We start from the raw sequence: 25812 nt of genomic DNA on the forward strand, positions 1-25812 counted from the left end.
TGTTTTATATTAAGACTTTGATTTGGATAAAATGCAAATTAAATTTTATAAAGGAATGATATGAAAAAAAATTTTACAATAATAGCTTTATTTTTCTCACTTAGCTACGCAACAATATTAACAGCAAAGCCAACGCTCGCCGCAACAACAGACCAAACTTTAAAAAACTTACTAACTGAATTTGAACAATATGCAGAAAATGCACGCCTGCAATGGAACGTTCCTGGCATGGCAATTGCTATCGTAAAAAATGATCGATTAATTTACAGCAAAGGTTTTGGTGTAAAAAAATTAGGTGAATCGAGTTTAGTTGATCCACATACTGTATTTCAAATTGGTTCATTAACCAAAGCTTTTACAGCAGCGTTAACCGCACAGCTAATCGATCAAGGGAAATTAGGTTGGCAGGATCGTGTAATTGATCATTACCCCAGCTTTATAATGTATGATCCTTATGTTACACGAGAATTTAGAGTACAAGATTTATATGCGCAACATAGTGGCTTGCAAACATTTGCAGGTGATTTGCAATATGTTTTAGGTTATGACGCTAATCATATCGTTTATCATTTAAGAGATATTGAACCTACTACTTCTTTTCGCTCGACTTATAGCTACCTTAATTCTTTATTCGTGGTTGGCGCTAAACTAAATGAAAAAATAACTAATATATCTTGGGAAAATTTACTGCAAGAAAATATTTTTAATCCTTTAGAAATGAAAGAATCATCAGTAGGTTTAAAAAAATACCTGCAAAATAAAAATATTGCTGGATTGCATCTACTGTTAAACAACAAAATAACGGCAATTCCTTATGATAATTTACTTACTCAAGGTATTTATACCGGTAATGGGGCAGCAGGTGGCATTAATTCAAATGTAATTGATATGTCTAAGTGGCTAATAATGCAGTTAAATGAAGGTTCATTTAAAAATAAGCAACTAATTAGCAAAGAAAATATTAAAATTATGCATGCCCCACAAACCTTAACTAGCAAATTTTTAGATGGATGGAGTTCTTATGCTTTAGGCTGGAGCTATGCAGATGGTTTGTCTGAACCATTAATCAGTCACAATGGAGAAACAGCTGGTGCAAAAGCCATGATTCTGTTGGCTCCAAAATCCAAAGTGGGAATTGTTATTTTAACCAATGATCGTGATACGTTATTACCAGAAGCATTAGCGTATCAATTTATTGATAAATATTTAGGTAATACCAAAGCTGATTGGAGTAAAGTATATTTAGATGGTTATGCTAAGATAACGCAACATGAAAAATCTCAAACTCAAGCTTCCTTAAAAGTTGCAAATTACCAAAAAGCATTGCCATTAACTGTTTATACAGGGATTTACAATAATAAAATTTATGGTGATGCGAAAATTGTACATCAACAGAATCAACTGACATTTATTATTGGACCAAAGCATATTGCTATTCCATTACAACATTTAACGGGTAATATTTTTATACTTAAATCTCCGTCAGAGCTATTGGGCGTATTCGATACCATCGATAATCCTCAAATTATTTTTAATGTAACAGCAGATGGTAAAGTAACTGATATGGATATCCCCTTGTTTGCTGCAGATAGCATTGGAAAATTTATAAAAAAGTAAATTAATCAGCCACAGAATGTGACAACTTAATACCAAATAATTTAATTTTTACAAACCGAGAGATCTAAGTGTCTTTAATAACAAAACAATTAAAGAAATATTAGACGTTGCATCTAATAATAAAAAAGAAGATACAGATTATATAATCGATGAGTTTAGAATAAATAAAAAAGTTAAGGGCATTCGAGATTGAGTATTACAAAGTTCTACTTAGGCTGACAATCTTTACTTTTTTAAATCTTCAATACACAATTTCATTTTATAGTGTGGTACTGGGTGCCATGGAGCTATAAATTCCCCAATGATTTCAAAACCAGCTTTTTTATAAACATGGACCGCTCGCTCATTAGAGATCTCAGGATCAATAAGCACGATTTTGGCATCAGAAAATTGATCTAAGATAAATTCATGAATCATCTGTACGGCCAATCCCTTACCAATATAATCTAATCTGCAAATGAATAAATCCAGTGTAACTGCACCATCAGGATATTCTTCTGATTTCTCTATTTCAGAAGTAATTAAATAAGCAAATGGAGTTTCATTATCATATGCAATCCAATGAGTTGCCCACGGTTCTCCATTGTTTAAAAATTCATGAAGGTCATTAATTGTATTACTTAAACCATCACCATGAAGCCATTCATTAATATGTGGCTGACTAATCCAGTCAAGAATAAAGTTTTCTTGTTTTTTATTCACTAGTTTAAAATGAAATCGGTTCTCATTATTCATGTTCATAATTGATCTCATGTGCTGGGATAAAATATTGGTTGGTAGTTCTTTATAACCAAATCTTAAACATTGAATACATCTGACGTTTTATTTAATCGCATAATAATCCATATAAATTTCATGCAAAACCTCTTTTACATCAGTACCATTAATTGGCCAACATAAGGTTTTCCAAAATGCCCATCCTAAAGCTCGTATCCAAGTATCATTATCCAGCTGAACTGCATTTTTAAATACTTCTCGTTCTTCGCTAGAAAAAAAATTCCACGCTATTACCAAATCACAGGCCGGATCACCTACAGCAAGTTGGCCGAAATCGATAATAGCACACAGCCTTCCAGTACGAACTAAAATATTTCCAACGGCTATATCTCCATGAACCCAAACTGGCTTTAAGCGCCATTCAGAAGAAAGTGCCTGTTGCCATAGTGATGCTGCAAGTCTTTGTTCATGAACGTTTTTAATTTTAGAAATTGCAAGCTGCATTTCATGATCATAGACCTTTAGTGAACTGCCTCGATAAAAATTATGTGCGCCAGCCAAAGGTCCATCTGTAGCATCTAAAGATTGAAATTCTTTTAAGCACTTCCCCAATACTTCCGCAAACTCTTTTTTATCATGGATATTCTGTATTGAAGCAGTCTCCCCTTCAATCCACAGATTGATACTCCAATGCCATGGATAATCTGGCGATGGTTTTCCAAGCGCAAGCGGTTGCGTGATTTGAAATGAGAGTTGTTTAGAGAGCCATGGCAACCATTGATATTCTTTATTTATTTGTGGCTCATACTCCTTATGACTAGGCAAACGAATCAACATTTCTTCACCTAAATGAAACGTTCGATTATCCCAACCACTTTGAGCAACTGGATGTATCGGTAGTGATTGCCATTGTGGAAATTGCTCAGCAATCAGCTTTTGGACTAAGTGTGTGTCAATTTTTACTTGATCCATTAACGTCTCTTTATAGTATATTTCTATTAAGCTATCTTAACATATATCTAAAAGTGCATTAAAAACAATCTTCATATAGAGGTAAAAATGATTGTGATAAAAAAGCTGGACGAATTACATATAAATGAATTGTCATCCTATCTCAATCATTACCAAGAAACGACCATGTTCATTAGGAACAATTTATACCACTCGGGAATTACCTACCAAGATGCACCATTTCACGGAGAATATTACGGCTCCTATGAAAACAATAAAATTAATGGTGTTTTAGCTCATTATTGGAATGGTAATGTGATGATGCAAACTGAAAATTTTTCTGCATTATCAGCGTTAGTAGAAGAATTTGAGCTTAAAAGAACAAGACCAATTGCCGGAATACTTGGCGAAGACACCCAAGCCGGTTTTGTCATTGATAGGCTAAATATAGAAACGTCCCTATTTGCCATTAATTATCAGGAAAAGTTATTTTTACTTAATCTCGACAAAATGACTATACCTCAAGTAATTCATTCATATAGCTGCACACTCAAACCAGTACAAGATTGTGACATGGATATCATCAAAGAATGGCTTATCGCTTATCATATTGAAGCCCTAGGGGACGATGCTAATAATCCCACACTTGAACAATCCATTATAAATGAAACTCAAGATACGCAGCTTAGCCAAAATCGATGGGTTTTATTTGTAAATAACACTCCTGTTTCCCTATGTGGATTTAATGCCTATCTACCCGATATTGTACAGATCGGCCCCGTTTATACCCCGCCTTCATTAAGAAATAAAGGTTTTGCCAGAGTTGCTGTGTATCTTTGCCTAAAACAAGCTGCCGACCGACGAGTCAAAAGAGCCATATTGTTCACTAATGATAATTCCGCTATCTGCGCATACCAAGCCCTTGGTTTTCACAAAATTGGAAAATACCGATTGGCACTGTTAAAATAATGTGCTTGCTGGAGGTAAGATGTATGGTTGATCTTGAAATTGTTAGTTTCTTCTTATTAATTTTTCTAGGTATAGTATTTGGTTATATTGCCGGACGATATCGTAAACGGGAAGCTGAAAATTGCGGTGAAGCCCGAGTCAGACACTCGTTAGCAAAGTATTGTCAAAACAAAGATGCTCATGTTCTGAGTAATATTACTTTACGTTTAGAGGCAAAACAACTTAGAAAGGCCGTTAAGGAGCTTTTAAAAATATAAAGTAGTGTAATTTAATGCTGAGCACGATGTGTGATAGTCCATCTAAATTGTTCAGATATTTCTTAAACTCGAATTGATGATAAATTTATTTATTGGATGTATTTGGCAATTTTTGAGCAAATTTGACTAGCTGTTTATCAGAAGTTTGTAATTTTTTCAGTCCCTATGACTACTTAGAATAAACATACCGAATTAATAAAATTGAGATTATTGAAAAAGAATCAAGTCATAGAAAAAATCAGGAGAACTTGAACTTTTTTGATTCATTTGTTGTCAGCTGCATTCAAGTAAGTGCTGATTTATAAGCCATACATTCAAAGTCATATTTATCTACTGCCCTTGAAAATAAATATCCCTGACCAAAATCACATTTTTCTTCAATTAGAGTTTTCAACTGTTGCTCAGTTTCAAGACCTTTAGCAACAATTTTAAGATTTAAAAGATGAGCCATTTTAATAATTGTTCTGAGAATAGTTAAATCGACATTTTTTTCAACATCTTTAATAAAGATATTGTCGATTTTTAAGATATCAATGGGTAATTTTTTGAGCATAATAAAAGAAGAATAACCTGTTCCAAAGTTATCTAAAGCCAGCTTTACTCCTAATTGGGTTAGGGTAAGCAGATTTTTTTCAATCTTAACTCTGTTTTCTAATAGTGATTTTTCAGATAGTTCAAGCGTGATATTGTCCACTTTTGATTTGAAAATTAATCTTTCAATGTGATTAATAAAATTACTGCTTGCGAATTCAATAGATGATATGTTGATAAAAAACTGCAATTTTTTATTGTATTTTTCATTCCAATGCTTAATTTGAAAGTATGAGGTTTCAAGTATCCATTCACCAATTGGAATCATTAAACCCGCTTTTTCCGCAATTCTAAAAAATTCATAGGGCCCCATCTTACCAAGATTTTGATTATTCCATCTTAACAAAAGCTCCGCACCAATTAATTTTCGAGTAGTTAAACAATAAATAGGTAAATAATGCAAACTAAGTTCATTATTTTTTATGGCATCACGTAAATGTTTTCCAATTTCCAACTTCTCTAATTGCGATTTTGATAAAATTGGTGAATAAAAAACATAGGTGTTTTTTCCAGATTTTTTAGCCTCATACATGGAAGTATCTGCATTCTTGAGCATATCTTGATAGGTAACTCCTGAATCAGGATAGATCGCGATTCCCAAACTTGCGGTAATGGGCAATATATGTTCATGAATTTCAAAAGGAGTATTGAATACATTTATTAAATTTTCTGCAATGGATTGAATTTTATGGGGTTCGAATAATTCAGGAAATATAATAGCAAATTCATCTCCACCCAACCTGGCACAATAATCACCAATACGGATAGATTTTTTTAATCTAGAAACCACTTCTTGCAATAATTTATCACCTACTTCATGACCTAATGAATCATTAACAAATTTAAAATTATCTAAGTCTAAATACATTAAAGTGAATTGACGCCCATATCTTTGGTAATTCGCAATTAATGCGGCCATGGTAGCCTCAAAAGCAGCCTTATTCATTAATAGAGTAAGTGAATCAATAGTAGATAACTTTTCAAATTTATCTTTTTGCTGCTGTAAATTTTCCTGTGCCTTAAAAGCCAAGAAAAATTTTTCTTGAAAACTTTGAATTAAGCCGATAACCGGAATGATAAAACTGCAAAGCTGAAGTAACGATGCAATTAAATAAGCGGTATCCAGAAGCTTGCTTGAGCCAAAAACCATATAAATTGACATTAAAATCTGAGCAAATGCGCTATATTTGACAGCGTTGAGCAAGACACCACGCTTCTTGGCATCAAGCTGATAACAAGTGATAAAAGCTAAGTATAGATTTAATGCCAAGTTAATTAAACCGAATGGATGGGTAATAAATTCATTAGGATAAAAAAATCTTGGCATGTGATTCGGGTATGAAAACCATAATATTAAAAAACCTGATGCGCCAAAAATGATGCAACTTAATATTAAAAGAACACTAAAAGTAAAGTAATTACGCGTTAACGATTTTATTGAACACATGCCAAGAGTCACTACTAATAAAAAGCTTATGAATGTATTTGACCCTAACCAAACAAACCCATGAAAATTTTTCAAGTTATAATTCAAAGGAGTAAACCAATCATTTACTAAGCAAGCTGTAAAATAAAAAACAACTCCAATTAAATAGGAAACACTAAGACAAAAAGCGATTTTATCTTTAGTGAGTTTGTAGTAAGACAAACCAAGTAAAACAAGAACTAAAGCAATGACTCCTAATGACCAATAAAATAAGGCATGGTAAATACTAACATTTTGATAAAAAGAACTAAGTCCTAGCTTAAAACCCAACAAAATACCCAGTGTTGACAGGGTGAGAGTCAAAATAATGAATAGTAAAAAAGCCTTAGGAAGTATTCGAAACACATTATTTGCTTCTGAATTCATAATTTTATTACTCTAAATAATTTATTAAAATTCATCCCATTATCATTTTGCTCTTTCGCTAGGTACGAGAAACACACAAATTATCAATATATATTATAATCACCTTAAAATTAATGAAATTTTAATGTTTAACTTTTCAAATTTAACGTGAATTCGATATAACTGTATAAGGATTGCTCTAAAAACCAATTAAATGATGATACTCAGAAGAGCTTGTAATTAATTCTTGTATAAATAAATCAATGGTTGAGTTTGTAGGATAAACTTGCTCTGTTGTGCAAGCCTCAGGCCCACGATGAGAAATAGTAACGTTGCCCCATAAAGGGGACCCATCCTCGAGACTAAAAGCATTTACCCATTTTGAAGAGTGAGCAAATTTGAATTTTTCAGTTTGAATAAAATTCCAAATTTTTTCAAAAGACGGTTGCTCTAGGAAGTCATCAATGACCGCGAGAACTTCATTGTTGAAAACTAATTTCATATCAATATAAAAGATACTAATATCTCCTGTGCCTACCAAGGCATATATTCATCCTTATCTTCATCAGTATCAATTCTATTAGAATAATATACGTTCATAACATCCCCTTATTAATATCCTTGAATAACAGGTTCAGATTATAGTTTTATTATTTCACCTAAACAATCAAATCAAGGAGTATATTTTTACACTATGATCCATATAAAACCACAAAATGATCGATTGCATCTCATTTTGCTAACACTTAAATCTATCTATGTGAGGTCTAATGAATTACTGAGGTGGGTCTTAGAAAACCCTGTAAAACGTCTATCACAAACCCGCGCTTGGTATCATGTAGAACGTAGACAAACATATATTAAACCGCATGAATTAGAGGCTTGGTATCAAGGGCTTAGAAAGATCGAAAATGAAACCCTGCGAGATTATTTATTATTAGTTTTACTAACTGGCTTAAGAAGAGAGGAGGAAGCTGCCACTTTAAAATGGGAAAGTGTCGATTTAGCATCAAAAACATTTACAGTAGTTAAAACGAACAACAATGAATCGCATACCCTACCCCTTTCTGATTTTCTCTATGATTTATTAGTTTCTCGTTATGAAAAAATTAATGATTATGTCTTTCCAGGAACTGGTGCTGCAGGTCATATCATTGAGCTCGTAAACAAATGGCTAATGTAACCAAGGCATCTGGCGTGCACTTTACCGTTCATGATTTAAGACGTACTTTTATTACTATTGCTGAGAGTTTGGATATATCTGCTTATTCGCTTAAACGGTTAATGAATCATAAAATGAATAATGATGTGACCGCTGGGTATATCATTACCGATGTGGAGCGGTTGAGAAAACCAATGCAATTGATTACTGATTATTTTTTAAAGTGTATGGGTGTTATTAAATGTGCTGATATTATTGGCATCCGGCCAAATTATACCCTCCTGTAAGTTCCATTTTGGAACTCACTGCTAGCACTAAAATTTGGTACACACTGCGTACCAAATCTCAACAAATTCCATTTAAACCTTATCGAGATTTAGAAAGTAACGAGTCGCTTTAAGTTCGCCAGTTCGTTTGAGAATATTTTTTTTCACCAAGTCATTCAAATCTCTGGTTGTTGTAGCGATCGGTGCGCCTGTTATGCTCATATAATTTTTAGCACTTAAACCACCTACAAATCCATCTGGTCCAGCATGAAATAATCTTAATAAAACTTTTTCTTGCCTTGGATTAATTTTCCCTTCCGCCTCCCTTAAAATGACAGATTTCTTAATAATAAAATCAATATACAAATAAGTGCTTTGTTGCGCTTCTAAAGCGATGTTAGCAAACCATATCAACCAAGATGTTAGATCTAAGGTTTTGCTTGCTAAACCTAATTGTTGATAATATTCCTTTCTCTTTTTTAATAATATTTTTGCCAATACTGTCATTACTGGTTTTGAAAATCCTTGAGCTAATGCTTTTTCTGCTATAGCTCGCCCTATTCTTCCATTTCCATCTTCAAAAGGATGGATACTCTCAAACCACAAATGAGCTATTCCTGCTCGGGTCAATGTGGGTAAAGGGGCTGAACCAGTGAGAGAACTCCTTTCAAACCAATCAATAAATTGATCCATTTCGGCAGGAACAGATGATGAAGGAGGCGCTTCAAAATGGATTTTTCGATCATAATCAGGTCCAGAAACAATTTGCATTGCTTCTTCATGCTTACGATATTGACCAATATGTTCTAAATGATGGCTATTGCCCATTAAAAATTGATGCCATTCAAATAGAACCTGCTGTGTTAGCGGACTAGGAATCGTTTGGTATAAATTAACCATCATTTTAGCGATCCCACGCTCTGCCATGCTAGCTCTAGGAGCTTCTGTAGACAACCCTAACTCTTTTTTTATAGAAGACTGAACGCTATCTCTGTTTAAATGCTCCCCTTCAATTTCAGAGCTATCCAAAGCATCAGTACACATTAGATCGATAAATAAATTTTGCTTGCCTTCTTGAGAAATATGTTGTGAGGAACCAATAATAATCCCAGCACTCTCAGTAAAAGACTGTTCATACACAACTAATTTATCTGAGTCCCAAGTAAAATCAGGCCAATTCTCAAGCTGCCAATTCCATTTCATGATTAATAACCTCACTTTTTATTAATCAAAATATAGCACAATAATGATTAATAAAGCATGGTTTTATTAATCAACGCTACTTTAATAGAGAATATCTGACATCAAGCCACTAGGCACTTTATAAATACAATGTATGAAGTTTAGAATTTATAACCTTCTGCCCCAACCATTTCAGTAAAAAGACCTTCTTGTTATGTAAAAACTCTTCAGTTAAGCTCATTTTAATAAAAATCATTTTGATTATATGTGGGGTTTCTGCAAGCTTGCAGAAATCTCATAAAATTAAAGAGATTCATTAATTATCTTCATCCACTACATGAACATTCAAGTTTTGGTTATTTTCGCTTCAGATCATATTGGTATAAAAACGGAATAAATCGGTTTAATGCCTGTAAAAAAGATAAAAATCGGTGCACGAAGTCGTACAGCAATGATACAGTTTCTTCATTTGAATTAAAGGAAAGCGAGTCATGCAATTGCAAAACTCAACCAATAACATTAGGAGTTAAGGCCTTTCCTTTTCCACGGTAGAATAAGGAAAAAACCTGAACCCGTTGTGTGCTTGCATGAGATCATCACTGATACCTAGAGCCGTCTTTATTAAAGATTTAGTTCAACTTTAGGAGTATCATAATCATCTCTAATAAAAATAGATCTTTGTGCTAATGTTAAAAAATCCTCTAGATCATGCTCTGGTTTATTGGGGGCAAACGAAGCTTTGTCTACCAATCCAACGGTCCTATCATATTTTTCACCAGACATTCTCAATCCCGCATTATTTACACATGCTATCATCGCTCTTGCTATATAGGCGTTTAATGAATGCTGGTGATAATTCCCACCGCTTGCTGCTTGAATCGCTTTAAGAATATCTCCTATTGTATTTGCAGAATTAAGCGCAGCGGAAAATTTTTGTGCTCTTTTTACACCAGTATCACCATGATGATGAAAAAATCCACGATATTTTTTAGGAGAATTGTCGTCATTTTTCGTTGAAAACTGAATATAGTTTCCAGCTTGCTCTTGCAAATTTTTTTTAAGCGTATCGATACTTACTTTTTGAAGTTCACTTGATATGTTTTCTAAAGTTTCTCTTTTATAGTCTTGCTTGCTTGAGGCACCTAAGAAATCTCTGAGTTTATTTCCTGATGCTATAACGGAAGACATTCTACCAATTTGTCTCCCTAAAGCATCTTTGACTTTGTCAACTTCTTTTTTCAATCTCGACATGACATTCACCATTACACTTAAAAAAATAACTTACATGTATTATATATAATCAATGTTAAGGGAACATTAATGTGTGTAGCGACAATTAAAACGACGAATTGCCTCAAATTACGTGAATTTTCAGTAGAGCAACAATAAACGAACTGTTATGTAACCTATTGATTTTCTGTTGTTAAGATTTTCTATCATCTTGGTCATACCACTTACTATTAGCAAGGATAAGCTCTTTTAAAAATTCTTCCGTTTTGTGCATTTCATTTATGAAGCCTATTTGAAAATTTCTCTAAAAATCACCTAAGGTATAGTGAATCTTATGTAAATTCTATGGAACTATATTGTTCTAAATTTCAACACTGCAAAGCAATGTATATTGCGCCCTTGGGTGCGACTCGATGGGTCGTCTATGTGATTGTACGGGTAGTCAAATTACGGAATGCATTTATTGGTTTCGTTACGGGACTATTAGAGTACCTATGATTCCGTTCATAGTAGCCTAGTTCGACGTGCGTTATTGGTAACGATGGCGTGCGAAACTCGAATGACAATGCACTGAAGTTTACTCATGTAAACGTCGTGGATTTGCTGATAAGTAAACACGAATCTGGAAGCTTCATCCGGAATAAGGCTAGTCTAATGGGTATGGTTAATGTAAGTGAACTGCTGATAAACATCGAAAGCAATGATGAGCTAAAGAAGCTGCTAAGCTCAAGCCAAAATGGCATGCATGGGACAATCCAGGTCTGAGGTTGGATTGCACGGACAAACAACATGCGCGGTGAAGAGGCGGAACCTAACCCCATTTTGTCATGTAGACGGAACGAGGTAAACCCGATTCAGTGCCTTAGCAATTTTAAGTAAGGCAGGTTAACCGCAAGGAAAACTGATGCTGAAGCGGGCAGAAGATAGACTAAAAAGCAAAAGCTCTTCTGTAATGGAAAAGATAGGAACGACTGTTTCTATGGTGAAAGCCAGCCCACTTGGTCTTGGTCAACATTGCGAGAGACTAGCAGAATTTCTTTTAGAGGAACGTTTTTTATATTTTAACTTATTCTTATTTTTCGAAAACAAACTATAACCCTCGCCAGTATTGGTGCCGCTGAGAAGAATCGAACTCCCGACCTTTTGATTACGAAACAAATTTTTATTGATATCAACTAGTATTAAAAAAACTCAAAACACCCCATAAATCCTTGCCTGATAATAACTTTATCGTTATTATCAGTATCAAAGAGTTATCATTATTTTCATGTAAGAACAGCAAAAAGTACCCACTAAAGTACCCATTGAATATTAATTAGGACTATCCATGATTAACTTTACAGACACCTTTATTAAGAGACTAAAACCTCAAGAGAAAAGAGTTGAAAAATTTGAAGGTGGAGGATTTGGTATTTTAATTTATCCAGCCGGAACAAAAAGCTGGATCTATCGATATAAGATCAATAATAAGAAAGATTATATTATCTTTGGCCATTATCCTAATATGGGACTCGCTGAAGCCAGAAAACGCTTTGGTGAGTTAAGAGAAATACGCCGCACTGGAACTAATCCAAAACTACTTATAGAGCAGGAACTAAATAGAGAAAAGTATACCGTCGCAAAGCTTGTAACGTCCTGGTATGAGAATTATGTTGAAAAAAACCGTAAGCAGCCACTCCAAATTAAATATCAAATTGAGGCCGATATCATTCCCCTTCTTGGCGATTTAGAATTGGAAAAAATACAACCATTAGACATTTCAATGGCTTTGGATATTATCGTTAAGCGTGGAGCCCCTATTCTTGCCAATCGGATCTTGAGTACATTAAAGCAGTTATTTAATTACGCTGTAAGCAGAGGTAGAATGCAACAAAATCCTGCTACCCATATACGTGCGCGTGATATCGGTGGGCCTGAAAAACCTCGTGAACGTTATCTAACCCTTGATGAAATTAACATGATTTGGCATTTTTTGAACAGCGATTTATGCCATATGTCTTTGCAAACAAAAAATGCGATCAAAATAATAATCCTTACTGGAGTTAGAACTGCAGAAATTCGACTAGCAGAGTGGAAAAATATTGATTTTGAAAATTCACTATGGACAATTCCTCCCGAACATACCAAAGGTGCAATAACAGTTAAAATTCATTTAACAAATTTAACTAAATCAATATTTGAAGAATTGAAAAGTGTGACTACCTCATCTTTTGTCTTACCTGGTTTGATTGAAGATCAACCTCTTGATAAGCATGCCCTTCCTAGAGCAATCAGAAGAATTCAAACGCGAGTAGGGATACCTGAGTGGACTGCTCATGATCTACGTCGTACTTTTGCCACACAATTGGGTGAATCTTTACATGTAGATCCTGTTGTTATTGAAAAATGTTTAGGACATAAGATGCCTAAAATTATGGCAACCTATAACAAAAATGAAATGCTACCTCAGAGAAAAGAAGCTCTTGAGAAATGGGCAATATGCATTCAAGAATGTATTGGATATAATTCAGAAATCACAGCCGCTTTACAAAACTGTGATCAAGAATGTATAATTTAGATAACATAACCGCCACGCCTAGAGAGTTTCGGCTCTTGCGTAACCTTGGCGGTTTTTTTATATGTGCGCTATGACCAATAAAACAAAAATAAAATACCTCAAGCCCGCCCTTAGTTTCCAGGAACAACTGAAACAATTAAAAGATCGTGGACTGATCGTCAATAATGAAGAAGAAGCCTTAATAATTTTATCCAATATTAGTTACTACCGCTTGAGTGCGTATTGGATACCTTTCAAGAAAAGAGATAAACAAGGAAACCTCCTTAATCAGTTTCAAGATAATATTTTCTTTGAAAACATTATCGAGCTATACGAGTTTGATAGGAAGTTAAGGCTTCATATTATGGATGCCTTAGAACGCATCGAAATATCGATAAGAACACATATCACCTACCATCTGGCCCATCATTATGGTGCATTTGCTCTAGAGAAAAGCGAAAATTTTCATAACAAGTTTGAACATAAAACTTGGCTTTTACAGATACAAAACGAAATCATTCGCTCCAAAGAACCCTTTATAGAACATTTTATGGATAAATATGAAGGCTTCCCTACCCTTCCCGTTTGGATGGCAACCGAAGTTACGTCTTTCGGCTCACTTTCATTTTTATATAAAGGCTTAAAAAATGAAGATAAACGAGTAATTGCTGAAACCCAATATAATTTGCATCCCAAAACATTGGCTAATTTCCTGCATTTTCTAACTTACGTCCGAAATATATGCGCACACCACGGTAGACTTTGGAATAAAGAACTTGCAATTAGGCCAAAATTGGATGGACTTGATCAAGCATGGCTTCCACCCATAACCCCAAGAAGTGATCGTTCCTTTTTTATTCTACTTATCCTTAAATACTTATTGAATCATTCTGATAAAACTCAACAGTGGGCAAAATCCTATGAAGAGCTAATTCTTCCAATATTGGCGAAATATAAATGGAGTGCAAGCTCAATGGGGATACCAAATGATTGGCAAAATCATCCACTGTGGAATTAATGAATAATTTTTTTCACACAAAGGATAATTTTAAATCCAAATGAGCAACTTATGCATTTCGTATAGATGGAATTAAATGTATCATTGATGTAATATTGCGCACTCGATCAAATTTAGATCAAAACACTCTTAACTCCTAAAAATACAGATATGGAATTGTGAGACAAGAATTTCTATGGGTTTGATGTTGTGTAATCAACATCCAAGATAAAACAAATGAGCTAAAGGTTTGAGGTCATTAATGCAAAATTACTCCAATGCGGATGTCGATGAGTCTATTCAACAAGTAACTACTCCTAGAACTATAGAACATGAACGCTTTTTATCTCTTATTGAATTTGCTCAGCAATCTGCTCGTTTAAAACTTAACCCAATCAAAGATGTCAGTAAGCATGGAATATTTCAACGTTTTGAGCATGAATTAATTGCTTTACCAGGAGTGCATTTCTACACGAGTGAAGACGATCAAGATGAAGTATGGTTACGAATTGAAAGATTAACCGAAACATCACCACCAATACCGGAAGATGATCGATTAATCGTATGGTTAGATATATCAAATAAAGCTGAAACAGAACCTCAGTTAAAAAAAGCTGTTGGGTCAGATAAAATTTATGATTCTATCGATCCTGTTACTGAGAACTCACAAAAACAACAGAATATAATTCTTTTATCTGAATATGAAAATCGCGATACTATAGAAACTCTTTTTCAAAATTACATTAATAATCAATGGACTATTTGGTCAACCGAAGAAAAAAAACGTAGACTTACAATCAAATTATATTCTGAGCTTTTTACACTGAAACAACAACTTGAAGGAGCAATTACCGATACACAAATTGAATTAGTGTGGGGAATTGGACTTGGTATATGGAAAAGAACAGAATTCAATATTAGATATCCTCTAATTACTCAATCGGCTGAAATTTCATTAAATCAAAAAGATATGGCCATTGAAATTCGTCCAAGGCGATCTGTCGAGCCAGTTTTTGAAATTGATGTGTATATGTCTATAGATAATCTAGGGGTAACTGACTTTCAGAAAGCATACAATGATATGATTTCACAGCAATCTCAAGACTTGTCACCATTTGAACGACTTTCATATGAACCACAGTTACAATTGGCAGTTACACATTTGGATTCTAAAGGTGTTTATTGGCCGAACCAAACCAAAGAGGATGATCGCAAACTACCCGAGGCTAGTGAAGAATTAAAAGTTACTGATACATGGATTTTATTTGCCAGACCTCGTAGTAAGAGTCTTTATATTCAAGACTTGGAAAATTTCAAAAAACAATTTAAAGATGAAACGAACCCCGAAATAACAAGCATTATCAAAGAAATTATCACAGAGCCTTTAAATGAGCATCGAGAGATAAAGCTTACTAACTTTCGAGGCTTATCAAGCATCAGTTATTCCTCAAACTCAGAAAGTACGGATGTTACAGAATTATTTTTTCCTCTTCCTTTTAATGAAGAACAAGTAAAAATCGTTCAAAAACTAGAACATTCAAATGGAGTTGTTGTGCAAGGTCCTCCGGGTACAGGCAAGACACATACTATTGCAAATATTATTGCTCATTATATGGCGAATGGTAAACGTGTACTTGTTACATCGATGAAAGAACCAGCCCTATCTGTATTAAAAGAAAAATTACCTCCCTCAATCCAACCTCTTGCTATTTCGCTCTTAACTAATGAACAAGAAGGAATGAAACAGTTTGAATTTGCGATTTCTAAAATTGCTCAAGAGCTACAGACTATTAATCGTGTTGAATTAGAAAGTGAAATTCGAAATGACGAGCTATTTATTGATAAACTTCATGCTCAATTAGCATGGGTTGATCGATCAATTTCAAATTGGGCTATAAATAATATTCAGTCTATCTATATGGATGGTCAAGAGATTCGCCCTGAACAAGCTGCCCAAGAAATAGCTGAAGCAGATGGAGAATTTAATTGGCTTGACGATTTAATTACCATAGGAGATGAAAATAAACCAAGGTTCGATAATACTGACATAGTTCACTTGAGAGAAGCCCGGCGTAAATTACAAACAGATCTTATTTATCTTAATAAATCATTACCTAATCTTGAACAAATTCCGAAACTTAATACCATTTTAAATTTACATACCAAATTATTAAAAAATAAGACGCTGAAAGAAGAGGTTTTATCTGACAACTCTCTTCAGTTTGTAGACATATCATCAGATATTTCAGTAATTGAATCCGTTCTGCAGTGCATTTATGAGTTGCAAAACCTAAGAAAGCAGATTGAAGCTGCAAATAAATCTTGGGTTAAATCATTAGCCCTTTCTTTGAAAAGTACAGATACAGCTCAAATAATAGATATTATCGAAAAAATTTCTGCTGACGTTAATGAATTACATATTGAAAAAAATTCTTTTTTAGAAAAACCTCTTTCAATACCCAAAGATCTTCAATTAACCGAGGATGTTATCCAAGCAATTGCCAATAAAAGCCAAGATAAGCAACCGTTTGGTATAAGTGGGATACTAACAAAACGATCATTAATTAAAAAAATTGATGAGATTTTCATTTTAAATAAACCAGCCAAAACCAAAGAAGAATGGCTATATATATACCGTTATGTTTTATTTTGTAACCGAACTAATGAGCTGATTTTGAGATGGAATTCGGTTGTTACAGGAATGTCAATCTTCACATTAGTTAGCGAAGAGCAAGCTAACTCATTAAAACTGATAAAAGAAGATCTAGATATTTATTTTGCAATTAAAAAGAGTAAGGAGCTTGAATCAGAGATTTTAGAACAGTCAGCTTCATTATTACAAAACAACTTATATGATGATCTTTTTGAAAATGATCATCGCTTGCTTGAGTTAGTAGATTTTTTTGAAAAAAATATAAATTACTATCACTCATCGAAAGCATGGTCCGATAGAGAAAATATCCTCAACAGTACATTGGGCTTTGATGGTCCAATTTCAGATACAATCAGAACCTTTCTTTCTGAAACATTGGGTGATCCATCGCTTAACGATATTGAACTACAAAACCAATGGACAAGTTTGATTGAAGAATTACGACGTATTCAAAATCTTAAACCGGCTTTTGATGACGTACAATCCATAACTGATTTAATATCCCAATCTGGCGCTACTCAATGGGCACGAAAACTCAAGGAAAATCCATTAGAGGGTACAATAGATCATTTACTTCCTGATGATTGGCAACAAGCTTGGCACCTTCGCCGTTTAGCAAATTACTTTCATTCAATTAATCACTTTGATGAGTTTAAAAAGTTAACATCTCAAAGACATGAGATTGAACGGGAATTAGCAAAAACCTATCAAGATACTGTGGCTAAACGTACATGGTTAAAATTATCCAAGAATGCAACACCAGACATTAGAGCTGCTTTACAGGCATTTCAATCGGCAATTTCAAAAATAGGAAAAGGCACAGGTAAAAGAGCAATTCGTTATCGACGTGATGCTAAAAATGCAGCAGCACTAACCAATAAAGCAATACCTTGCTGGATAATGCCTCATTATAGAATTTCTGAATCATTACCTCCTGAACTTGGATGTTTTGATCTCGTTATTATTGACGAAGCCTCCCAATCAGATTTGAGCGCACTTCCGGCTATTCTTCGTGCAAATAAATTACTTGTTGTTGGTGATGATAAACAAGTTTCACCTGATGGCGTTGGTCTAGAAGAAGAAAAGATAAATAATTTAATGGTTCAGTTTTTAACAAATCAAGTTGAAATATATAGACAAGCCATGTCACCTGAGCGATCAATCTATGATTTGTGTAAAGTTGTTTTTGCTGATTCACAAGTTATGTTACGTGAGCATTTTCGTTGTGTAACTCCTATTATTGAATATTCAAAACGTGAATTTTACAACCATGAACTCAAACCATTACGATTACCAACAAAATCAGAACGGCTAGATCCACCATTAGTAGATATTATTATTGAGGATGGATTTCGTAATAATAAGGAAAATATTGCAGAGGCAAAATTTATTGTTGATGAGATAAGTAGAATCTGTGACGACCCAAACATGGCAAACAGGACAATTGGTGTAGTTTCGTTGTTAGGTAATGAACAAGCACGAAAAATTTGGGAACTAATTCAACAAAAGATCTCACCCGATAAAATAACAAATCACCAAATCACTTGTGGGGATGCTCTCACCTTCCAAGGTAAAGAACGAAATATTATGTTTTTATCAATGGTTGCTACCCGGGAAAACGTTAAAGCCGATACGCGTGACTCATATGCTCAACGATTTAATGTAGCTGCCTCTAGAGCTCGTGATCGAATGTATTTGGTGCGAAGTGTTGAACTCCAGGATTTAAGTACCGTGGATCGTTTACGGCGTGGTTTGATTGAGCATTTTAATTCGCCTTTTGCTCAGGATGAAATAAAAGTAAAAAATCTTCGTGAACTCTGTGAGTCGGGTTTCGAAATGGAAATCTATGATTTACTCGTTGAACGTGGTTATCGAGTTATACCACAAGTGAAAGTCGGAAATTACCGATTGGACATGGTAGTAGAAGGTCATAATGACACCCGATTAGCAATCGAGTGTGATGGGGATCGGTACCATGATGCGTCGAAGTGGGAAGACGATATGAATCGGCAAAGAATCCTTGAACGTGCTGGATGGAAATTTTGGAGATGTTTTGCCTCTACATTTGTTTTGAATAAAAAGTCTATTGTGCAAGATCTAATTCGTTCATTAACCGAACTCGGTATTGAACCTATTGGAAGTGATGGAGTGATTAATAGTATCCATTGTGAGCAACGTCGCATTAAAGCACTAGCACAAATGGAAACAGCAGAGGAATAAAGGAGCAGTGTAGTCTCGGTGAATGGGTTTGATGAGTATGAGTGCATTTGTTCATAGACCATAGAAAGTTGAAATAGTAAATTAATTATTTAAATAAAGATTTTGATGTATCCATTGCTCAATAACATCATAGTGCCAAGATAGTACGCTATTATTCAACTTCACAGGCTTAGGGAATTTTCCAGTCACCCACCATCTCCGTAACGTAAGTCGGTTTCGACCAATAATTTGCTCAACATCCTTGATAAATAATATTTGCTGTTTAAATTGATGCCCTCTCATGGTTACTCCTGTATACTCACTCAACCCAACATTATGCTCGATTCGAGTATTTATTAAGTCATAACGAGTAGTAACAATCAACAAATGAATGCAATTATTTTTGATAAATTGTCAATCACATTCACGCAATTGCATTGCGCCCTAGAAATATTTATATCAGAATTTCTCATACGGATTAAAATTGTCTACCTCAAGGAAAAAATAAATTTAGAGTACTATACACACACCTTTCGCACGACAAAAACATGCTATTTATCTATATGATTTATAAATAATTTTTCATAAATTTTGCGAATTTAAATCAAAAAATGACGGTGAACACATGATGAAGAAAGTGGTGAAAGAATAATCCTTTACCCTACTGCATTAGAGATTGGTTCTTCACCACTCATTCACCACCAATTCATCGAAATGCACCAAAATGCATCATAGTTTAATCAGCGTTCACCAGATAGAGGTCTGCGAACTTTGAGAAAAAAATACTCCATGCCATTGGCTTGACTATTGGCATTACTTGAAGGAAATAACATTGTTTTTGTTAGTTCAGTATCTGCTTTACATGGATTTCAGAACATCTCTTTTGAATTTCCGGCGTTAATGTATTGAAGATTTTTTTTGAGTAATGAATTGTCAAGATTTAGAAGCTGGAAAGCGTTCCATGCAAATGGGATTTCTTCTCAGGATAAAGCAGTCAAAATTTTTCGAATTGCAATAATAAATAAATATAATATTATCTTTATGAGGTATGGCGGCTTTTTGAGATTCTCCTATGTCGGCTTTTAATGGCTCAAACTCAGATAAGCCAGTATTTACAGGGAATTCCTCATGCGGGTTTATGGTGGCTTTCCATGGCGGGTTTATGGCGGCTTTATTTTGGACGGAATAATGCCTTGTCGCTAATTGGCATTTTAAAATTAAATATATCCCCTCAGACTGAATAGTAATAACATCCACAAGGACTAAACCATATAACGATCTTCGAACCTGATCTCGTGAAAAAACCTGAGGCTCAACGTATAATTGATAATTCATAATAAAATCCATTTACTCACTTCGTTCTTTCTTCTTATCGTCATAAAGTTCTGATTGTGTTATCTTTTAGACGGTGGATTACATAAAAATACTCATATTGAGTGATTAAACTCATAAAGAGTATAATTTAGCACGTATTGCACTTAAGTCAATATATGCTAATTGTCTATTTCTCAGAAACTAGAAGGCTCGGTAACAATATGAATGTCAAAGAAAAAATTGGGCAACGGATAAAACACGAACGCATAACCAAAGGGTTGACCCGAAAAGCATTAGCCGAATTGACTGATAGTTTAAATATTTCCCGAATTAATAATTATGAGCGTGGAGAACGAACTCCTGGCCCAGAGGAAATTACCCAACTTGCAAAAGCATTAGAAGTCTCCCCTGCTTTTCTAATGGGTTTATCAGATGATCGAGAAGGACAATTTAATAGGTCAGGATTAGGAGCATTAATTCCCCTACTAGATTATAAAAAAGCATGTGATCCAAAATTTTATATTGATAAAATAAAGAATGAACTCCATCCCGAAAAATTAACATTTGTCCCTATAAGTCCGGAAATTGCAAGCATAATTGATGAAAATGCATTTGCGCTACAAATTAAAGATAACAGTATGGAACCTGAGTTTAGAGCAAATGATATTTTAATCTTAAATCCCAACGCCAAATTAAATCCGGGAGATTTTGTTGCAGCTCAAATTGGAAATGAAGATGAAGTTGTTATCCGAAAATATAAGCAATTAACTGTTTCTAAAACAGAACCAGTCTATGAATTAATTGCATTAAATGAAGATTGGGCAAATACTCATATTGACCATCAAATTTCATGCAAAATCATTGCAATTGTAATTTATTTGAATAGAAAAATTAAATAAATTAAGCATAACCAACAAGTTAACTAAGTTAGCTTTTTTTAAGTTGGATATAAAATTGTGCAATCCATTTTTCCTATACTATTATCTAAAAACTCCCATCTTATAAAGAAAGATTTGAATAATAAGGTTAAGTCATGCAAATAGCTCATATTGACATTCAAAATTTTAGGAAGTTGAAAGCTTGTCGTGTGGAACTTTCTCAAAAAGAAACTATTTTTGTTGGTGCCAACAACAGTGGTAAAACTTCGGCTATGGATGCCTTAATACTATTTCTGAAGTGTTCTAAAAGGAGAGATATTTCCACAAGTGATTTCACGCTATCAAATTGGGTAGAAATAAATAAAATTGCGGAGAGTTGGATTGTTAACACTGATGAGAATAAGATGCTTATCTCAACCTCATCTTGGGTACCATTCCTACCCGCTATAGATGTATGGATTAAGATCGAAGATGATGAAATCCACTATGTCAGTCACTTATTACCAACACTTGATTGGACTGGTGATTTACTTGGAGTTCGGCTTATTTTTGAACCTAAGAATATTGAGGTTCTTTATAATGAATTTACAGAAGCTTATGTATCCGCACGTGATACAACCGAAAGGCATAATGTAGATAAAAGCGAAGACCAACACTTATCAATTTCCTTATGGCCAAAATCTATGCACGACTTCCTGAATAGAGAACTGCATAAATATTTTATTATTAATGCATACCTACTCGATCCGGAAAAACAATCTGATATTCAAAGTCTTCCTTTAGGAATAGAACCTCTTGATTTTGAGCCGTTTGATGGCCTGATCAAAATTGATATTATCAATGCTCAACGAGGGTTTTCGGATGTAAATGCGGATGAAGGCTCCACAAATTCAAATAGGCGACTCTCTTCACAACTTAAACAATATTACAGTAAACATCTAGATCCGACTGAATTACCTGATGAAAATGATCTAGACGCACTCTCTGCTATTGATATGGCTAGAGCAGCTTTCGATGAAAAATTAAAGGTGAGTTTTAACTCCGCGTTATGTGAGCTTGAAGGACTTAATTATCCAGGATTTGGAAATCCACAGATTGTATTATCAAGTAAAGTAGATCCTCTTGGAGGACTTAATCATAATGCAGCAGTACAGTTTTCTGTTATTACAAATGATGATTTATCAGGGATTATGCCATTAAGGTTGCCAGAGCAATACAACGGACTAGGTTACCAAAATCTTATATCAATGGTTTTTCATTTAATACGGTTCAGAGATGAATGGATGCGTGTCGGAAAAGCCGGCAAAAAAAAAAGCGATTCTAATAAATTTATGGAGCCTTTACATCTTGTGCTTATTGAGGAACCAGAAGCACATTTACATGCACAGGTACAGCAGGTTTTCATTAAAAATAGTTACAAAGTATTAAGAAATCATGACAGTTTAGGTGATAATAAACATTTTCACACACAAATGGTTGTTAGCACCCATTCCAGTCACATAGCACATGAAATTGATTTCACCTGCCTACGCTATTTCAAAAGGCACCCAGCGGAAGGTGATAATCCGGTCCCAAGTGCAACTGTTGTAAATCTCACTAAAACTTTTGGTAGTGATGCTGATACATCAAAATTTGCAACTCGATATCTTAAAACAACTCACTGCGATCTTTTTTTTGCTGACGCTGCAATTTTGGTGGAAGGACCTGCAGAAAGAATGCTTATTCCACATTTTATTTGCTCAAAGTTTCCTCTTTTAGCAAAAAGCTATATCTCTTTGCTGGAAATTGGAGGGAGTCATGCACATCGGTTAAAACCTTTAATCGAAGCATTGGGATTATTAACACTAGTCATAACTGATCTTGATTCGCTTATTGGTCGCGAAAAAGCTCCTCCAGAAATAGGAAAAAACCAACTAACAGGAAATGAAACTCTTAAAAAGTGGATTCCCCAAAATGATGAATTGGATAAACTATTAAACACCAGTTATGAAAATAAAGAAACTGGGGATGGTAAAATCCGAGTGGCTTATCAGTATTCTCTAGCTGTAACATTGGAAAATAATAAGAAACAAGATGTAATCCCCTATACTTTTGAAGATGCTTTAGTCTTGAGCAATTTTGAATTTTTCAGAAGTAAAAAAGACGCCCGTGGTTTAATGAAGAAAATGGTAGAAGCAGTGAATAAACCTACTCTTAAAGAAGCATGTGAGAAAATGTTTGAGGATCTTAAAACTGGTAAGAAGGCTGAAATGGCACTCGAGCTTCTCTATTCCACTGATCCAAGTCATCTACTACCACCAAAATATATCCACGAAGGATTAAAGTGGCTAGAGCAAAAAATAAGTCTGAGGAATAAGGATTATATTGTGCAGAGTGAAACAAAAATAGGTGCATAAATGAATGAAACAGATTATTCTATGTGCGTTGATGAAGAAATATACAACTGTCTTAACTTGGATAATCCAAAAAGCTTCTTTTTATTTGCAGGCGCAGGTTCCGGGAAAACCAGATCGTTGGTCGAAGTACTAAAAAAATTCCGTGAAAAAAATATTCAACGCCTAAAGCTTCAGAGACAGAAAATAGCCATTATCACATATACCAATGCCGCATGTGATGAAATAAAACGTCGGCTTGATTTTGATCCATCATTTTCAATATCAACTATTCACAGTTTCGCTTGGGAATTAATTAAACCATATCAGAGTGATATAAAAAAATGGTTAAAAGACAATCTAAAATCCGAGATTGCGGAACTTAATGAAGCTCAAGAAAAAGGCCGTCCGGGTACTAAGGCTTCCGAAGATAGGTCAAGAAAAATAAATTCCAAGTTAGACCGAATTAATTCTTTAGAAAACACCAAGAAATTTATTTACAATCCTAATGGAGATAATACTTCCAAAGATTCGCTTAATCATACTGAAGTCATAAGTATAACAGTAGACTTCCTAATGACTCATCCCCTTATGAGGAAAATTTTGGTACGAACATTCCCAATCCTTTTAATTGATGAAAGCCAAGACACTAAAAAAGAACTAATTGATGCTTTTTTTGAAATACAGAAAATACACGCGGATAATTTCTCGCTTGGACTATTTGGCGACACGATGCAACGTATATATACAGATGGAAAATCTAATTTGGGTCAAAATATACCAATTGCTTGGGCAAAACCAGAAAAAAAAATCAACTACCGATGTCCTAAAAGAATTATCAAACTTATAAACCAAATCAGATCAGAAGTTGATGGGCAGGCTCAAGAGCCTGCTAAGTCAAATTATGGATTTGTACGTTTATTTATCGCAGATACAAGAAAAGATCTTGATAAAACAGCATTTGAATTTAGAGTTTCAGAAAAAATGGCTGAAATAACAGGTGACAATAATTGGAAAGAATTGAACAATGAAGTAAAAATACTGACTATTGAACATCACATGGCAGCAAAGCGTGGTGGATTTTCCGATTTCTTCACCCCCCTTTATGAGATTGATAAGTTCAAAACTGGTGTACTTGATGGAACCCTTCAAGGAATTTCATGGTTTAGTAATCAAATTCTTCCTTTAATTAATGCCTTACGGGCTAATGATAAATTTCAAGTTTCTAGAATCGTTAAAAAATATTCTCCTCTCCTTTCAACGGAGGTAATAAAAAACAGTTTGACTCCTCGTGAAAAAATAAGAACAGCTAACGCAGCAGTGCAAAAACTTTACAACTTGTGGAGTGAAGGTAATAGCCCCTCATTAATTCAAATTCTTAATGAAATATATCAGAGCCATTTATTTCAAATTCCAGATATTTACATGCCAATTGCTGCGCGATTAAAAACACAGGAAAATAGACAAACAATTTCCCTCGAAAATCATTCCGACGAGGATAAAATTATTAACGCTTGGGATAATGCTCTAAAGAGTTCGTTCATTCAGTTTGAGGCTTATTTCAATTATATCTCCGATCACTCTCGATTTGGCACACACCAAGGAATAAAGGGTCTAGAATTTCCGCGCGTCATGGTCATTCTGGACGATGAAGAATCACGTGGATTCCTCTTCAGTTATGAAAAATTGTTTTGTGCTAAAGAACTCTCAGAGGCTGATAAAAAAAATAGATTGGAAGGTAAAGAAACAACTGTTGAGAGAACTCTCAGACTTTTTTATGTAACTTGTAGCCGTGCTGAAGAAAGTTTAGCAATTATTGCTTACACAAAGGATCCAATAAAAGTAAAAAATCATGCAATATCCCAAGGATGGTTTGATGAAAATGAAATTATTGATAATCTTCAGGAGTGTTATAAATTACTAGAAGCCCCTGAATAATGGACCAACGCCCATGCTAATGGATTTAGGAACTTTGATAATTATGAGATACGGGTTAAGGGTTTATGTTCTTGATTAGTACCCCCTAATTGGGAAAAATCTGTGTTCTGCGTTTGAAAGTAAATACCTACCTAATTTAGGAAAAATCCGAA

General features: G+C 34.3%; 16 protein-coding genes and 3 pseudogenes. 11 read left to right on the forward strand and 8 right to left on the reverse strand.

Translation table 11 applies throughout. From position 1 onward, the window contains the following. Window positions 1–60: 60 nt before the first annotated feature. Window positions 61–1617 (forward strand): serine hydrolase, encoded by a 1557-nt coding sequence (locus Ltuc_RS08035; RefSeq protein ID WP_058520756.1) that lies wholly within the window; start codon window positions 61–63, stop codon window positions 1615–1617. A gap of 225 nt (window positions 1618–1842) precedes the next feature. On the opposite strand, the gene Ltuc_RS08040 is transcribed toward Ltuc_RS08035, so the two are convergent. Together Ltuc_RS08040 and Ltuc_RS08045 are read right to left on the reverse strand one after the other, a co-directional pair. Beyond that, window positions 1843–2358: a GNAT family N-acetyltransferase gene (locus Ltuc_RS08040; protein ID WP_058520757.1), complete on the reverse strand. Its 516-nt coding sequence runs from the start codon at window positions 2356–2358 to the stop codon at window positions 1843–1845. Between the two features lie 81 nt (window positions 2359–2439). Next, entirely contained in the window at window positions 2440–3306 is an 867-nt protein-coding gene (locus tag Ltuc_RS08045) for an aminoglycoside phosphotransferase family protein (RefSeq protein WP_058520758.1), read from the reverse strand. Between the two features lie 87 nt (window positions 3307–3393). On the opposite strand from Ltuc_RS08045, the gene Ltuc_RS08050 reads away from it, so the two are divergent. Together Ltuc_RS08050 and Ltuc_RS08055 are read left to right on the forward strand one after the other, a co-directional pair. Continuing rightward, window positions 3394–4254 (forward strand): GNAT family N-acetyltransferase, encoded by an 861-nt coding sequence (locus Ltuc_RS08050; protein ID WP_058520759.1) that lies wholly within the window; start codon window positions 3394–3396, stop codon window positions 4252–4254. Window positions 4255–4277: 23 nt separating this feature from the next. Continuing rightward, a complete protein-coding gene (locus Ltuc_RS08055; RefSeq protein ID WP_058520760.1) occupies window positions 4278–4511 on the forward strand; it encodes a hypothetical protein in 234 nt (77 codons plus the stop codon). Between the two features lie 283 nt (window positions 4512–4794). On the opposite strand, the gene Ltuc_RS08060 is transcribed toward Ltuc_RS08055, so the two are convergent. Next, a complete protein-coding gene (locus Ltuc_RS08060) occupies window positions 4795–6954 on the reverse strand; it encodes a putative bifunctional diguanylate cyclase/phosphodiesterase (RefSeq protein WP_058520761.1) in 2160 nt (719 codons plus the stop codon). 181 nt (window positions 6955–7135) lie between these two features. Next, window positions 7136–7435 (reverse strand): annotated as a pseudogene (locus Ltuc_RS08065) (2OG-Fe(II) oxygenase); the annotation flags it as partial. 288 nt (window positions 7436–7723) lie between these two features. Here Ltuc_RS08065 and Ltuc_RS15010 point away from each other — a divergent pair. Further along, a pseudogene (locus Ltuc_RS15010) lies at window positions 7724–8382 on the forward strand (tyrosine-type recombinase/integrase); the annotation flags it as partial. A 72-nt stretch (window positions 8383–8454) separates the two neighbouring features. On the opposite strand, the gene Ltuc_RS08080 reads toward Ltuc_RS15010, so the two are convergent. Next, window positions 8455–9564, reverse strand: coding sequence for a Fic family protein (locus Ltuc_RS08080; RefSeq protein ID WP_058520765.1), 1110 nt, complete (start codon window positions 9562–9564; stop codon window positions 8455–8457). Between the two features lie 600 nt (window positions 9565–10164). Beyond that, window positions 10165–10794, reverse strand: coding sequence for a hypothetical protein (locus tag Ltuc_RS08085; protein ID WP_058520766.1), 630 nt, complete (start codon window positions 10792–10794; stop codon window positions 10165–10167). Between the two features lie 883 nt (window positions 10795–11677). Between Ltuc_RS08085 and Ltuc_RS08090 the strand changes: the two genes are divergently transcribed. The 4 genes from Ltuc_RS08090 to Ltuc_RS08105 all read left to right on the forward strand — a co-directional run bounded on the left by Ltuc_RS08090 (window position 11678) and on the right by Ltuc_RS08105 (window position 19179). Further along, a complete protein-coding gene (locus Ltuc_RS08090; protein ID WP_058520767.1) occupies window positions 11678–11869 on the forward strand; it encodes a hypothetical protein in 192 nt (63 codons plus the stop codon). A 231-nt stretch (window positions 11870–12100) separates the two neighbouring features. Next, window positions 12101–13330, forward strand: coding sequence for a tyrosine-type recombinase/integrase (locus Ltuc_RS08095; RefSeq protein WP_058520768.1), 1230 nt, complete (start codon window positions 12101–12103; stop codon window positions 13328–13330). Window positions 13331–13400: 70 nt separating this feature from the next. Next, a complete protein-coding gene (locus Ltuc_RS08100) occupies window positions 13401–14327 on the forward strand; it encodes an Abi family protein (protein WP_162264361.1) in 927 nt (308 codons plus the stop codon). 241 nt (window positions 14328–14568) lie between these two features. After that, the gene (locus tag Ltuc_RS08105; protein WP_058520770.1) at window positions 14569–19179 is read left to right on the forward strand and encodes an AAA domain-containing protein; all 4611 of its coding nucleotides are present in this window, start codon (window positions 14569–14571) and stop codon (window positions 19177–19179) included. 81 nt (window positions 19180–19260) lie between these two features. On the opposite strand, the gene Ltuc_RS08110 is transcribed toward Ltuc_RS08105, so the two are convergent. Both Ltuc_RS08110 and Ltuc_RS08115 read right to left on the reverse strand, forming a co-directional pair. Further along, a complete protein-coding gene (locus Ltuc_RS08110; RefSeq protein WP_058520771.1) occupies window positions 19261–19461 on the reverse strand; it encodes a helix-turn-helix transcriptional regulator in 201 nt (66 codons plus the stop codon). A 694-nt stretch (window positions 19462–20155) separates the two neighbouring features. After that, a pseudogene (locus Ltuc_RS08115) lies at window positions 20156–20484 on the reverse strand (hypothetical protein); the annotation flags it as partial. Between the two features lie 209 nt (window positions 20485–20693). On the opposite strand from Ltuc_RS08115, the gene Ltuc_RS08120 reads away from it, so the two are divergent. The 3 genes from Ltuc_RS08120 to Ltuc_RS08130 all read left to right on the forward strand — a co-directional run bounded on the left by Ltuc_RS08120 (window position 20694) and on the right by Ltuc_RS08130 (window position 25660). Next, window positions 20694–21371 carry a helix-turn-helix domain-containing protein gene (locus tag Ltuc_RS08120; protein WP_058520773.1) on the forward strand — a complete coding sequence of 226 codons (678 nt, stop codon included), beginning with the start codon at window positions 20694–20696 and terminating at the stop codon, window positions 21369–21371. A gap of 134 nt (window positions 21372–21505) precedes the next feature. After that, complete coding sequence (locus Ltuc_RS08125; RefSeq protein WP_058520774.1) at window positions 21506–23746, forward strand: ATP-dependent endonuclease; 2241 nt, start codon at window positions 21506–21508, stop codon at window positions 23744–23746. Next, complete coding sequence (locus Ltuc_RS08130) at window positions 23747–25660, forward strand: UvrD-helicase domain-containing protein (protein ID WP_058520775.1); 1914 nt, start codon at window positions 23747–23749, stop codon at window positions 25658–25660. Window positions 25661–25812 lie beyond the last annotated feature (152 nt).

Source organism: Legionella tucsonensis, assembly GCF_001468035.1.
GTDB classification, from domain to species: domain Bacteria; phylum Pseudomonadota; class Gammaproteobacteria; order Legionellales; family Legionellaceae; genus Legionella; species Legionella tucsonensis.